The sequence below is a fragment of the Mesobacillus thioparans genome (assembly GCF_965138835.1).
Lineage (GTDB): Bacteria > Bacillota > Bacilli > Bacillales > Cytobacillaceae > Mesobacillus > Mesobacillus thioparans.
In genome coordinates this window covers 1-13,544 of sequence record NZ_CBCSFH010000013.1, presented here as the reverse complement: position 1 = coordinate 13,544, position 13,544 = coordinate 1, and the positions used below count along the sequence as shown (strand labels likewise).

10 protein-coding genes are annotated in these 13,544 nt (G+C 47.9%); 1 reads left to right on the top strand and 9 read right to left on the bottom strand.

Annotated elements, in window-relative coordinates; genetic code table 11:
- Window positions 1-219: 219 nt before the first annotated feature.
- From ACNAZ4_RS18430 to ACNAZ4_RS18390, 9 genes are all read right to left on the bottom strand, one after another.
- Complete coding sequence (locus tag ACNAZ4_RS18430; RefSeq protein WP_415816823.1) at window positions 220-696, bottom strand: hypothetical protein; 477 nt, start codon at window positions 694-696, stop codon at window positions 220-222.
- A gap of 181 nt (window positions 697-877) precedes the next feature.
- Window positions 878-2,095, bottom strand: a complete 1,218-nt coding sequence (locus ACNAZ4_RS18425; RefSeq protein WP_415816821.1) for a CamS family sex pheromone protein — start codon at window positions 2,093-2,095, stop codon at window positions 878-880.
- 14 nt (window positions 2,096-2,109) lie between these two features.
- Entirely contained in the window at window positions 2,110-4,116 is a 2,007-nt protein-coding gene (gene ligA, locus ACNAZ4_RS18420; protein ID WP_415816819.1) for an NAD-dependent DNA ligase LigA, read from the bottom strand.
- 350 nt (window positions 4,117-4,466) lie between these two features.
- Complete coding sequence (pcrA, locus tag ACNAZ4_RS18415) at window positions 4,467-6,719, bottom strand: DNA helicase PcrA (protein WP_415816817.1); 2,253 nt, start codon at window positions 6,717-6,719, stop codon at window positions 4,467-4,469.
- Window positions 6,720-6,787: 68 nt separating this feature from the next.
- Window positions 6,788-7,471 carry a heptaprenylglyceryl phosphate synthase gene (pcrB, locus tag ACNAZ4_RS18410; RefSeq protein ID WP_415816815.1) on the bottom strand — a complete coding sequence of 228 codons (684 nt, stop codon included), beginning with the start codon at window positions 7,469-7,471 and terminating at the stop codon, window positions 6,788-6,790.
- A gap of 199 nt (window positions 7,472-7,670) precedes the next feature.
- Window positions 7,671-9,098, bottom strand: a complete 1,428-nt coding sequence (locus tag ACNAZ4_RS18405; RefSeq protein WP_415816813.1) for a sodium:solute symporter family protein — start codon at window positions 9,096-9,098, stop codon at window positions 7,671-7,673.
- A 453-nt stretch (window positions 9,099-9,551) separates the two neighbouring features.
- Window positions 9,552-9,866 (bottom strand): YerC/YecD family TrpR-related protein, encoded by a 315-nt coding sequence (locus tag ACNAZ4_RS18400; RefSeq protein WP_415816811.1) that lies wholly within the window; start codon window positions 9,864-9,866, stop codon window positions 9,552-9,554.
- 29 nt (window positions 9,867-9,895) lie between these two features.
- Window positions 9,896-10,936, bottom strand: a complete 1,041-nt coding sequence (locus ACNAZ4_RS18395; protein WP_415816809.1) for a DUF3048 domain-containing protein — start codon at window positions 10,934-10,936, stop codon at window positions 9,896-9,898.
- Window positions 10,937-10,998: 62 nt separating this feature from the next.
- The gene (locus ACNAZ4_RS18390) at window positions 10,999-12,738 is read right to left on the bottom strand and encodes an adenine deaminase C-terminal domain-containing protein (protein WP_415816807.1); all 1,740 of its coding nucleotides are present in this window, start codon (window positions 12,736-12,738) and stop codon (window positions 10,999-11,001) included.
- 391 nt (window positions 12,739-13,129) lie between these two features.
- On the opposite strand from ACNAZ4_RS18390, the gene ACNAZ4_RS18385 reads away from it, so the two are divergent.
- A complete protein-coding gene (locus tag ACNAZ4_RS18385) occupies window positions 13,130-13,402 on the top strand; it encodes a YgaP family membrane protein (RefSeq protein WP_415816805.1) in 273 nt (90 codons plus the stop codon).
- Window positions 13,403-13,544: the final 142 nt, after the last annotated feature.

The window sequence follows — 13,544 nt, the reverse complement described above, 5'->3', positions numbered from 1 at the left end:
CTTGATATTTATTATGGCAATATTGTAATTTGGCCAGATTTATGGACTTGGTCGATATATCGGGAAAAGTGGTCGATATAATTGTAAATGTGGTCGATATAATCTAATTTTCCCCGATAAAAGGATCAGAGCGAGAAAAACATACTGAATATCAGCAGGTATCCCCTGAATCTATTGAAAACCTTTCTATCAAAGAACTGTCTCTTTGCTTTTTCTTCTCTACTCTCCAGCAACCTCTGCTTCAATTTTCTTAATCAACTTATCTACATGGATTGTCGGATAATCAAGGGCTTTTATCTCGGCAAAGTAAGGAAACATGTCTTTAATATCATTCGCATAATAGCTCCCATCCCTTGGAATAGTGTGGCTGATGACTTGTAGGGAACCTTCTGTCTGATCAATCTTCAGAACCATCGGGACAGACATACCGGTACCTTGCTCCATTTTTGAACCATCCTTATAATATTCCTGGATTAACGCCCAGATGTATAGTTCACCTTTCTTCTCGTTGGATCCCAGTATCTCATAGGCGGTGAAAATCTCTCCATCGAAGTTTGGCGACATCACTTCTTCCCGGATGTACCTTTCAATCTCCTGTTGATTTTCCGCAGAGAGAGAGATTGAGCTGGATGATCGTGCATAACCCGCCACTAGTAAAATAAGGAGTATTCCTCCCAGAGCCCATAGCCTCACCATGTATTTCCTCCTCAAAGTGTTTCTAATAAAGACGATATGCACAGCCTGTTCGATACACTTTGTCAGAAAAATATGTATCCCGCCCCAGCGAAGCACTTTCAGGAATCCAACCAACTTCAGCAATTCTGGTGAAGAATGCAAAAAAGCAAAGAGCCAATCTGCTCTTTGCTTTGCTTTGCTTTTACTCATAAATATGAACAAATGGTTCATCCTGGTCCGGCTTCTTGACGATCAGCGCTTCTTGTCCGAGGACGGAGGAGACACTGACCTGCACGGAGACATAGTTTGGAAAATGCTCCATGACGAGGCCGGTTAAGTACTGGGTGAATCCAATCGCTTCTGCTTTTCCGTAGAATTGGATAGGAATTTCAATGTTCAGTTCCTGCAGCTGGCCGTCGACATAAAATCCCTTGCCGATGACGCCGTTGAAGTTAGGGAAGTATTCTTCGACATCCTGCTTGAAATTCTGGAAGAATGTCAGGTCATCCCTGTGATCCTTCTGGGCCTTGTCGGATGGGAAGAGGATATACTCTTCTTTAACATCCTTCCAGCTGCCGATATCACTGCTTCCCTGAGAAACTTCTGTAAAGGCGAAGAAGTTTCCTGGTACGACTGAAGAACGGCTTTCCTGCTCAAATAATCCGATCGTGATCGGCACATTCTTTAGCTCGTCGATGGTCCGGAGTCTCTTAACGACTTCCTGGGCGATTTTCTTTCCTTCTGTCTCAAGGACGGAACGGGAGATGTTTTTCTCGAAAACCGCTCCAAATGCTTCCTCACGATAATAGTGGACGGAATTCAGCGCCAGGCCAATGGCGATGCCGCCAAGCTGGTAAGTGCCCTTTTCCCCGGATTGGACGAGATAGTCATGCTCGAGGATGTGAGCGAGATATATCGGATTCTTTTTATTCCGTTCATGGACATCTCCATTGCCAGAGTCGATAGGGTTCAGCCCAAGGTTCTTCACTGTGACCTTTTTAGTGCTATTTTCTTTTTTAGCCTTGGCCTGCAGCTCTTCTTCCTTCGCCTTAACCTGGGCAGGGGTCATTTCCCGTTCCAGCCAGGCGGACACAGTGCCTCCATCAAGGTATTGGCCTTCCTTGAACACGTACTTGTCTGTTGGAAAAGAGTTTTGCGCAATCCGCATCAGCCCAGTTTCGAACTCGGTGATGTCGTAGCGTGTATTCAAATTATTGACGACCATGCCGCGGGCCTCCCCTGGCTCAAATGGCATGATGGTACGGTAATATTTGTCCGAAATTTTGTATTTCGGGATAATCGCTTTTTCTTTTGTATCATCATCCTTCTTCTGGACGACCTCTTCCTGTTTTTGAAAATTAGGGGCGCAGGCCGTCAGCAAAAGGACAAGAGATAGAGCGACCATTGAGAGTTTTCTCATGGCGTGTACACCTCTTATTTATTTAATTCTTCAAGCATTTTCTCCTCATTCCACACTTCAATCCCAAGGCTTTCTGCTTTTGTCAGTTTCGAACCGGCATCTTCTCCGGCAATGACCAGGTCGGTTTTCTTGCTGACGCTGCCGGATACATTGCCGCCAAGCGCTTCGATCTTTTCTTTCGCTTCGTTTCGGCCCATTTGTTCAAGCTTTCCGGTCAACACGATCGTTTTACCGGCAAAAAATGAATCCGATTCTTCTGCGGTCACTTTCTTAGGTCCCTTGTATTCCATATTGACGCCAACAGACTTCAGCTCGGAAATCAGTTCCTTCACTTCATCGTTGTCAAAATACGTGACGATGGAGTCGGCCATTTTGTCGCCAATTTCGTTGATGGCAGTCAGTTCTTCCTTCGATGCGGCCATAAGATGATCCATCGTTCCAAATTCCTGGGCCAACGTCTTCGCCGCTTTAGCGCCAACGAGGCGGATACCCAGGCCAAACAATAGCTTTTCCAATGAATTATCCTTCGTCGCTTCAATCGCTGACATCAAGTTGTTGACAGACTTCTCGCCCATCCGTTCAAGGGCCAGCAGCTGCTCACGTGTCAGCTTATAAATGTCGGCTACATCCTTGATCAGTTCCTGGGCAAACAGCTGGCTGACCACTCTTTCTCCGAGACCATCGATGTTCATCGCATCACGGGAAACGAAATGGATCAAGCCTTCCCTGATCTGGGCAGGACATTTTGGATTGATGCAGCGGAGCGCAACCTCTCCCTCAATCCTGACAAGCTCGCTTTCGCATTCAGGGCAATGGGTTGGCATCTGGAACTCGACTTCCTCGCCAGTCCGCTGTTCAACAAGAACATTCACGACTTCAGGAATGATGTCGCCCGCTTTTTTGACGACGACCTTGTCGCCAATTTTGATATCTTTTTCACGGATCAAGTCTTCATTGTGCAAGGAAGCACGGCCAACGGTTGTACCTGCTACCTGTACAGGCTCAAGGATGGCTGTCGGTGTGACAACACCTGTGCGGCCGACGCTCAATTCAATCTCCTTCAAAGTCGTCACGACTTCTTCGGCAGGGAACTTATAAGCGATTGCCCAGCGCGGGCTTTTCGCCGTCGTTCCCAGCTCTTCCTGCTGGTCAAGAGAATCGACCTTGATGACAATGCCATCAATATCATACGGAAGGTCCGGGCGCTTTTCGACCCAGCCGTTCACATACTCGATGACACCTTCAATACTGTCAACCTTGCGACGCTCTTTATTCGTTTTGAACCCGAGCTGTTCCAGATAGTCCAGTCCCTTGCTATGAGCACGGATTCCTGTATCACCGACATTGGCGATCCCATAAAGGAAAACATCAAGATTCCTTGAGGCGGCAATCTTGGGATCAAGCTGACGCAAAGAACCTGCTGCCGCATTGCGCGGATTGGCAAATGGCTCTTCTTCCCTATCTTTCCGCTTCTTGTTCAACGCTTCAAAAGACTTCTTCGGCATGAACGCTTCACCGCGGACTTCAAGCGAAACCGGCTCCTTCAGGCGGATTGGCAGGGAACGAATTGTCCTCAGATTAGACGTAATATCCTCGCCTGTTGTTCCATCGCCGCGAGTCGCACCACGCACGAGCATGCCTTCCTCATAAATCAGGGACACCGCAAGTCCATCGATCTTCAACTCGCAAACATAGGAAACATTATCACCAACACCCTGGCGCACCCGGCGGTCAAAATCACGCAGGTCCTGGTCGTCAAACGCATTTCCGAGGCTAAGCATCGGAATCGCATGCTGCACCTTGTTGAACATCGTTAAAATTTCGCCGCCAACACGCAGTGTAGGCGAATCAGGAGTCTGCAATTCAGGGAATTGCTCCTCGATTTCAATCAGTTCTCTTAAGAGCCTATCGTATTCTGCATCCGGAACCGACGGCTGATCAAGAACATAGTATTCATAAGCATATTGGTTCAGCAGATTTTGCAAATCCTTGGCTTTTTTCTCAGCACTTTGAAAATCCATAAATCCAACCCTTTCATAACCGAAAAGCGGAAGCGCCTTGGTCAGCTCCGACAAGCGATGGAGGGCCTGACAGTGAAGTCGTTCTTTGACTTCATTGGCAGGACCGAACTCGAAAAGCGAAGGCGACTGCCCTACTCCGACAAGCGTTGGAGGACCTGACAGTGAAGTCGCTCTTTGACTTCATTGGCAGGGCCGAAACGTCTCGAGGAGTTAGGAGCCGCAGCTAGACAAGCGTCTCGAGCTGCTCAAAGCTAATGCTTTTCGCAAGATACTCGAGGAAGCACTCGCAGAGACGAAAACTGGCTACGCGCTGGAGCTAGACAGAAATTTAATTGTAAGAATGGTATAGATTAAGCCTTTGTAATCGGCGCGAACTTGGCCAGCAGTCGCTTGATTCCTGTTGGGCTTGGGAAAGCGATATCCAGCTCGGTTCCTTCTCCGGAGCCTTTTACGCTGACAACGGTTCCTGTTCCCCACTTGCCATGCTGGGCTTTGTCGCCAACCTTCCAGTCGATGCCTTCGCCGCCGCTTGCAGCTGCAGCCGGACGGGTCACAGCTCCGCGGGTCGGCATGGACGGTCTTGCTGAAGTACCTGGTCTGCCGCCGCTGGTTGGTGCAGGTCTTCCACCGCTGGTTGGAGCAGGCCTTCTGACTTTTGGCACGGCGTCTTCAACCAAATCAGCCGGTATTTCCTTGATGAACCGTGATTCCGGGTTCATGTTCGTACGGCCGAAAAGCGTACGCATTTGAGCATTCGTAATGAAGAGCTGTTCCTCTGCACGGGTGATTCCCACGTAGGCAAGACGGCGTTCTTCTTCCATCTCATCCTCCTCCATCAAGGAGCGGCTGTGCGGGAAGACTCCCTCTTCCATGCCGATCAGGAACACAACCGGGAACTCGAGTCCCTTGGCTGAGTGCAGGGTCATCAATGTGACGAAATCTGTTTTTTTCTCGCCGTCATCGTCGAGACGGTCGATATCCGCAACAAGCGCTAAATCCGTCAGGAACGCGACAAGGCTCTTATCTTCACTGCTTTCTTCAAAGCTTTTTGTTACGGTTAAAAATTCATCTATGTTTTCAAGTCGGCTCTGTGATTCCAGCGATTTTTCCGCCTTCAGCATATCACGGTAGCCTGTTTTATCAAGAACCTCTTCTACTAGCTCGGTCACGGACAAGTATTCCTGCTGGTGAGTGTAATTGCTGACCAGGTTGCGGAATTCCGCCGCAGCTTTTTCTGCCTTCGGGCTGAGTCCAATCATTTCAATCGTCTCTAGCGCCTGGAACATCGACAGGTCATGCATTGTTGCGAAGTTGGCGATTTTATCAATCGAGGTTGAACCGATCGCACGCTTCGGAACATTGATGATCCTCTGCAAACTGATGTCATCATCAGGGTTGGAAATCAGGCGCAGGTAGGCGAGAATGTCCTTGATTTCTTTTCTGTCATAGAACTTGATGCCGCCGACGATTGAGTAATCGATGTTTGACTTCAAGAAAGATTCCTCGATCACACGGGACTGGGCGTTCGTACGATAGAGAATCGCGATATCAGACAGCTTGCGGCCATTGCGAAGCTGCTCCTGGATTTTCCCGATAACAAACTGTGCTTCTCCCTGTTCGCTATCCGCACGATAGTACATGATCTTGTTGCCCTCAGCATTTTCCGTCCAAAGGTTCTTCGGCTTCCGGTTCATATTGTTCTGGATGACCATATTCGCCGCAAGCAAAATCTTCTTCGTTGAGCGGTAATTCTGCTCCAGCAAAATCACACTCGCTTTTGGGTAGTCCTTTTCAAAAGAAAGGATATTCGCGATGTCGGCACCGCGCCAGCGATAGATCGACTGGTCGGAGTCCCCGACGACACAAAGGTTCTGGAAGCGCTGCGCGAGCAGTTTTACCAGCATGTATTGTGCCCTGTTCGTATCCTGATACTCATCGACGTGGATGTACTGGAACTTTCGCTGATAGTATTCAAGCACTTCAGGCACGCGGATGAACAGCGTGATCGTCGACATGATCAGATCATCGAAATCCAGCGCGTTATTTTTACGAAGCCTACGCTGGTACTCTTCGTACACATCGCTGACTTTCTGTGAAAAATAGTCCCCAGCTGTTTTGGCATACTCTTCCGGCGTGATCAATTCGTTCTTCGCCGAGCTGATCGTTCCTAAAATCGCACGCGGATCAAACTTCTTCGGATCCATGTTCTTGTCCTTCAAGATCGACTTAATGACCGATTGCTGGTCCGTCGAGTCAAGAATCGTGAAGTTGCGATTATAGCCGAGACGGTCAATGTCCCTGCGCAAAATCCGCACACACATCGAGTGGAACGTCGAAATCCAGATATCATCTGCCGCTCCGCCCATCATCTTCTGGATTCTTTCGCGCATCTCGCGCGCCGCTTTATTCGTAAATGTGATCGCCAGGATGTTATAAGGATTTACCCCTTTTTCCACCATTAAATACGCAATCCTGTGTGTCAAAACTCTTGTTTTACCAGAGCCTGCCCCTGCCATCAGAAGCAGCGGTCCATCGACTGTCTTGACAGCCTTCTGCTGCTCCGGATTCAGACCGTTCAATAATTTATCCGTCAAAAATTGCACACTCTTCACCACCATACAAACATTTGTTCTTATTTTATCTCATAATAGCATTCTAAACAACAGAGTTATTACTTTACTGATGCAACTGTCTTCAATGCCTCATCCAGATTGCTGTAGATCACATTCCCAACCACGATGACATCGGCATGTGCAGCCATTTCCGCTGCCTGCTGGGCCGTTTCGATCCCGCCTCCATAAAAGAGGACCGTTTGCTCGAGAACTTCTTTTGCAGCTTTCACATATTCAGGATTGCCGTACGTGCCGCTGTATTCCAAATAGAAAATCGGCAGGTTGAACATTTTTTCCGCCATCATCGCGTAGGCTTGTACATCTTCGACTGAAAGCTCGGTCTTCGCTTCGGTCAGTTTGGCTGCCTTGCAATCCGGATTAAGGATGCAATAACCTTCCATTTTCAGCTCGTCCCAATCCATCAGGTCGCCATATTCCTTGACCGCTTTATGATGCAGCCCGGTAATCCACTCTGGATTGCCGCTGTTCAGCACCGTCGGGATAAAATAAAAATCGAATCCCGGCGTGATCGAGTCGATCGTCGATACTTCGAGAATGCACGGAACCGTGTACCGGCGGACGCGGGCCATCAAATCGAGCACGCCTTCAAGCGTGACCCCATCCGTTCCACCAACCATAATCGCGTCGGTCCCGGACTCGCAAATTCTTTCTAATTCATCATCAGTGATCTCTTTATTTGGATCGAGTTTGAACACATGTCTCCACTCGCGAACATCGTACATCCCAGAATTGCCCCCATTCTATCTATCCATTCCACCATTATAGCATTTGTTGCTGGTATATAAAAAAGGAAACATAAGGTTGTTTGCGAGAAATCCGCAAGCGATGACGCCAGGCTGTTTTCACAGTAAAATTAAATGAACACTCCTATATATGCAGAAAAAAGCGTCCCGCCTTCCGGAACGCTTTTCAGCGATTTCTTTACAAATCGCGATGCTCGTATTGCTCTTTGAACAATTTTGAAAAAACATAGAAGCTGATGCCGCTCACAATCAGTGCGAGATAAATAGGATCAAGCCCGAAGAAACTGATGTATTCCTTTTCGCCAAGATAGACTGCGAGACTGCCAAGGAACAAGGACGCCAGGCTGCCTGCCGGGGTCGCTTTTTCCCAGACATGCCCGAGCACATAAGGAATGAAGGCGCCTCCCGCTCTCAAAGTAAAAGAGAACATCAATAGCGTGATAATATCCGAGACATTCCAGATCGCTGTCAGCAAAGCGAAGACAGAAACGACATACATCGTGTAGCGAACCATTTTCAATAGCTTCCTATCCGCTGCTTCCTTGTTGATATATTGATGGTAAATATCATTGGTGAAAATGGAGCCGGCCGCCAATAGATTACTTGATGCGCTCGACATCGTTGCCGAAATCAGCGCGGCGAACAGGATGCCTGTGACTACATCCGGCAGCACCTCCATCGCCAGTACGGGCAATGCGTACTGCGCGCCTCTTTCCATCAGCATGCCACCGTCGATCTGGCCGTTTTCGACCATGCCATACATAAACAGACCGATCATCGCAGGGATGAACGCGAACAGCACATAGACGAACGAAGTAATATAGGAAGCGTGCTTCGCCGCCTTGCCATCTTTAGCAGAATAATAGCGCTGGACCGCCTCCTGGCCAACCGTGAAGGAAGCAATATACATCACGACCAGCGCAATGATCGTTCCCCAGCCCGCACCGTCGACAAGGCTCCATTTCGCTTCAGGAATATTGGCCGTCACTTGCTCGAAGCCACCGCCTGCCTGGAGCGTGAACGGAATGATCAGCACCATCCCGACGATGATGAAAATCCACTGGACCACATCGGTGTAAACTACACTGTACATGCCGCCCATCACACTGTATAACGTGACAACAACAGTGACAATGATGACCGAAACCGTGTAGCTCCAGCCCGTCATCACCGACAGGATCGTCGCTGAGGCGATGAACTGCACCGCCGTCAGACCGACCATCGGCAGCAGCATGATGATGGATGTTACCAGTGAATTTGCTTCCCCGTACCGCCTGCGGAAGTATTCCGGTACTGTTTTTACAGCCGCTTCCCGCAGCATAGGCGCAAGGAACGCCAGCACGACAAAGGCAATCGCCATTGTGATGACATACCAGACGGCCGACAGCCCCCAGTCTCCATAAGCTTTTTCAACCACCCCGAGCGACGACCCACCGCCCACTTCAGTCGCAGCAAGGCTTCCCGCCAGCAGCCACGGACCCATCTTCCGTCCCGCCACAAGAAAATCCTCATTATCATTGATTTTTTTCGAAGATATGTACCCAATCATGATCATAATGCCTAAATAAATGATTACTATTGCAATAACCGTCAAGCTTGCCCCCATCAACTCACTCCAAAATGTATATTTTATCTACCCCCTACCCTTTTAAAATAACTGGTAACCTAGTTTATTGGCGAAGTTCACAGTTTTATTAACGATTTTCACATGTTTATTGGAGAAAATAAAAATTTATTGGCGATTTTCCGATTTTATTGGCGAACTGGAAATAATCTGTGTTTTTTTTAACTTTCTCAGTAGTTTTTAAGTAGTTTATATACGCAGCTTAGCCAGGTTCGATTTGAAGTATTGCGATATTATTTTTTTATAGCGACTTTTCCGTTTTTATAGCGGAATTTTCATTTTTATAGCGATTTTTTCATTTTTATAGCGAAAAAATCATTTTTATAGCGACTTTTTCATTTTTATAGCGAATTGGAAATTATCCATGATTTTTTCCAATTTTATCAACCCGCAAAAAAGAACGGAACCACAACTGGTTCCGTCCTCTGTCATAAACTATTTCGCTTTTTCGCCATTTTCCTGTTCTTTCAATCGTTCGAGCGCCATTTCGTAGGCGTCGTTTCCATAGTTCAGGCAGCGTTTGACACGTGAAATCGTTGCTGTGCTCGCGCCTGTTTCTGTTTCGATTTTATGGTAGGTCTTGCCTTCACGAAGCATGCGGGCCACTTCAAGGCGCTGCGCGAGTGACTGGATTTCGTTCACTGTTGCCAGGTCATCGAAGAAACGGTACGCTTCATCAAGATCCTTAAGCGATAAAACCGCCTTGAATAATTGGTCTAGTTCCTTGCCTCTTAATTTATCAATTTGCATATAGTCTACCCCTTAATTCACTCAGAATTTTATTGTTGAGAGTCGAATGAGACATCGCTGATTGATGGGACAATGTTGATCCATGTCTTCCCGGGAACGAAACCAGCTTTTGACCCATCTTTATAAGGGACGATCCTGCCAGCTTCATTTTTCCATTGTATCTCATTCACTTTGCCTTTTTGGAACAGATAGCCCTTGCCGCCGTACTTCATATCGATTTCCCTGCGCCCGGCATTATCGACGATCTTATGGTTCATTTGCACGACAAGGATGTTGTCGAGCAGAACAGGTTCCTTCGACTCAAGGTCAACTGTTTCTTCACTGCCGTTGAAACGGTGGTACTTCTGCTGGTCAGCATCATACTCGTAAATCACATCGAACGACGGCGAACCGTAGGATACCATGAAGTCTTCCGCCGGAGTTCCCTCCAGCTGACCGGCTTCCTCACCGATCAAGAATACAGCAGGTTCAGGAGCTTTGTCCATCCCATATCCTCTCATCTCCGCGCCCTTCAAGATATTCTTAAAAGTGATATACGAATTATGTGGTGCCTTACGGAAATCGGCTCGCTTGAACAAGGTACCGTCATATTGCATTCCGTTGATGTTATCTATTTCGCCGCGTTCTAACATTTCCTTCGCTTCAGGACTGTATCCATGGGCGATGAAAAAGCTGTCAAACCCTGATGCCAGACCGATGAAGTATTCCCGCGCACTGCGGACCGGGCCGACTTTTTCAGGCTTCTCGCTCTGGAAAAGCGCCACGAATCTTGTTACGCCGCCTTCAGCCAGAACTTCGTATACGATGTCAGCTTCAGGAAGGCCAGATTGCGGCCTGGCTTTCGGGTGGTTATTGACAATCACTGCTACTGCCCTGTCCGAGGATTCCTCTTTGCTGCCCACTCCAGTCAGCGGGAATCGGTACGGCAGCTCTTCTGTTTCCTTTTCAACTGTTTCTACTTCTTTTTCTTTATGTTCTTTAACTGTTTCTTTTTTCTCTGTCTCTTTGCTGCTGCATCCGCTTGCAAGCACCATTGCCGCAACCAGCACAGCGATCCATGTTTTTCTCATTTTCGCCACCCCTTGAACCTAGTTCATTCATGGCTGTCTATCTCTAGAAGCACTTTTATATTTTAACGCATTATCGTTGGAAAGAGTACCGTTTTTTTCATCACGTCATAGATGCCCTGCTGGGTGATGCGGATGTACGGCAAATGCGTTGATGAGAAGAATAGCAGGGAATAGATCGGATCGGCAAATTTGTAGCCCTTATCCTTCAAATATTCCAGCAAATGCTTTTCCTCCGCCATCAGCTCCGTTACCGGATGGCTCGACATGATGCCCTGGAGTCTCAGCGGGATTTCCCTGACAGGGATTCCATTTTCACAGGCAACAATGCCGCCGCCAAGCTCCTTCATCCTGTTAAAAGCAGCGATCATATCCTGCTTGTTTTTTCCGATTAAAATAATGTCACCGGTATTGGAGAACGAGCTCGCAAGCCCCTGCAAATCGGTGGCAAAGCCCTTAAGGACCGTATTGATGCGCCAATTCCCATTGCGGTCGATCAGTGTGAAGAAGCATTCATCATGCTTTGAGGACAATTGCTCTTCGGACACATCAATCGAGATAGAATATGGCTTCGTGATCACTGAATTCTCCATCTTGATTCCGAATGGCATCGAAAACTGCAGATCGTCCATCGTTAAATCCCAATCCATTTTCAACGGAGCAAAACCCATCTCCGGCCAATTCAATTCTTTTGCTGCATCAATTGCCTCACCATCGCGCTTCACCCACTGGCCCTTTGCCAGCACCGAAACAGGAGTAGGGTTCATCTCATCGCTCAGGATGTTGATGTTCGCAATCCTGCCGGTCGCAATGTTCCCGTGCAGATGCTCAAAATTATAATAGCGCGCCACATTGATTGTCGCCATATTATAGGCATCGATAACCGGAACTCCATGATCGATGGCAATCCGGATCAATTCATCGATCACACCATTTTCGTAAAACGCCGTCGATGCCCCGTCCGTTGTCATCATAAAACGGTCATACACTGCGATGTCCAGCTCATGGATTTCATCGAGCAGCTTCGGTAAATCAGGCCGGATCGATGAATGGCGCAGCGATACCATATATCCCTGCATCAGTCTTCTTCTGACTTCCTCGCCCGTCATCGCCTCATGGTCGCAATCCGCGCCGAACAGCATCATTTTTGCCAGTGTTTTCTCTGATGCACCAGGGAAATGCCCCTCGATCTTCTTGTGCAGACGCTTCGTTTCCTGCATCCAGTGAAGGATCATGTCATCTCCGTTCATCAGCTTCGGCCAGCAGGTCAGCTCGCCACCCTGGACAACATTTTCATGCTCAAGCCATGCTCTGACATTGCCGTTGGAGAATACCTCCTCCTCATGCTGGATTTCCGTCTGCGCGTCAAAACGGCTCCACCAGTACATCGTGACCGGGTTGTCATTCAACTCATTGATAAAAGAAAACGCTTTCTTTTTATCCAATTGTAAAGCAAGCACCATATTGTCATTGATCAGTGTAGTCGTCCCCGTCTGCGATGCATAGGCAGCGAAAGAATGGGGATTATAAAGTTGAAATGGGTGGGCGTGAGGTTCTATATAACCCGGCACCAGCTTCATTCCGGCGCAATCCACTATTTCACACCGCTGCGTATTTTCCGGCAGGTTTTCACCAACATACACAATCCTGTCATTGTAAATCCATATGTTCGCAGTCATCCACTTGCGGAATGTCTGGTTCAAATACGTTGCATTTTTCAATAAGATCGTCGGTGAAAGGGTGCCGTCCAAAACAGCAGCATGGTTGCGCAATTGTTTGTTTTTCCAGCGATAACGTTGTTCCATACCATGTTCCCCTTTTCTCTATGTTAAAACGAAAAGCGCAAGCGCCTTGATCAGCCCCGACAAGCGCTGGAGGGCCGACCAGTGAAGTCGGTCTTTGACTTCATTGGTCGGACCGAAATCGAAAAGTATAGCCGACTGTCCAGAAACGCAGAAACTGGAGACTCCGCCGGCAGAAGCGCTTTTTGCTTCTGCCGGCGGAGTTGAAGTTTCGGAGTTTCTAGGAGGCGAAACTGGACAAGCGACTCGAGGGGCTAGGCGCTGGAGCTGGACATTTCTCGTTTTTTTAAAAGAAAGCCCTTACATTATTGTACTATCGTAACATATTTCGCTGTTTAACGCACTAAAGAATTTCAAATTAACTGTAAATGTATTTAAAAAGGAGCGATGGAACATGAAGGTACGTCCGAATATTGGTATCATCAATTCACTTGTGAGAATTACAGCAGGTTTGACGATCCTGGCATGGTCGACCTCTAAAATGGTTAAGCGTCCATGGAAGGATTCCTATCTTTTTGTTGCGATGCTTGGTGCGATGAAAGTCGGGGAAGGAATCGTCCGCTACTGCCCGCTCACTGCCGCCTATGAAAAAGGCCAGGACATGATGGAGCAGAAGAATTCAGAGGATGAGGACTCTGAGGGTTGGATCCAGTATAACCCTAGTTGATTGTTGTATGGTTCAAAGCAAGAACAAAAAGCGCAAGCGCCTTGTTCAGCCCCGACAAGCGCTGGAGGGCCTGACAGTGAAGTCGTTCTTTGACTTCATTGGCAGGACCGAAGCGTCTCGAGGGGCTAGGCGCTGGAGCTGG

Bases quoted from the DNA above. Each gene is read 5' to 3' on its own strand.
- ACNAZ4_RS18430 (WP_415816823.1), bottom strand. From the start codon at position 696: ATGGTGAGGCTATGGGCTCTGGGAGGAATACTCCTTATTTTACTAGTG.
- ACNAZ4_RS18425 (WP_415816821.1), bottom strand. From the start codon at position 2,095: ATGAGAAAACTCTCAATGGTCGCTCTATCTCTTGTCCTTTTGCTGACG.
- ligA (WP_415816819.1), bottom strand. From the start codon at position 4,116: ATGGATTTTCAAAGTGCTGAGAAAAAAGCCAAGGATTTGCAAAATCTG.
- pcrB (WP_415816815.1), bottom strand. From the start codon at position 7,471: ATGTACGATGTTCGCGAGTGGAGACATGTGTTCAAACTCGATCCAAAT.
- ACNAZ4_RS18405 (WP_415816813.1), bottom strand. From the start codon at position 9,098: ATGGGGGCAAGCTTGACGGTTATTGCAATAGTAATCATTTATTTAGGC.
- ACNAZ4_RS18400 (WP_415816811.1), bottom strand. From the start codon at position 9,866: ATGCAAATTGATAAATTAAGAGGCAAGGAACTAGACCAATTATTCAAG.
- ACNAZ4_RS18395 (WP_415816809.1), bottom strand. From the start codon at position 10,936: ATGAGAAAAACATGGATCGCTGTGCTGGTTGCGGCAATGGTGCTTGCA.
- ACNAZ4_RS18390 (WP_415816807.1), bottom strand. From the start codon at position 12,738: ATGGAACAACGTTATCGCTGGAAAAACAAACAATTGCGCAACCATGCT.
- ACNAZ4_RS18385 (WP_415816805.1), top strand. From the start codon at position 13,130: ATGAAGGTACGTCCGAATATTGGTATCATCAATTCACTTGTGAGAATT.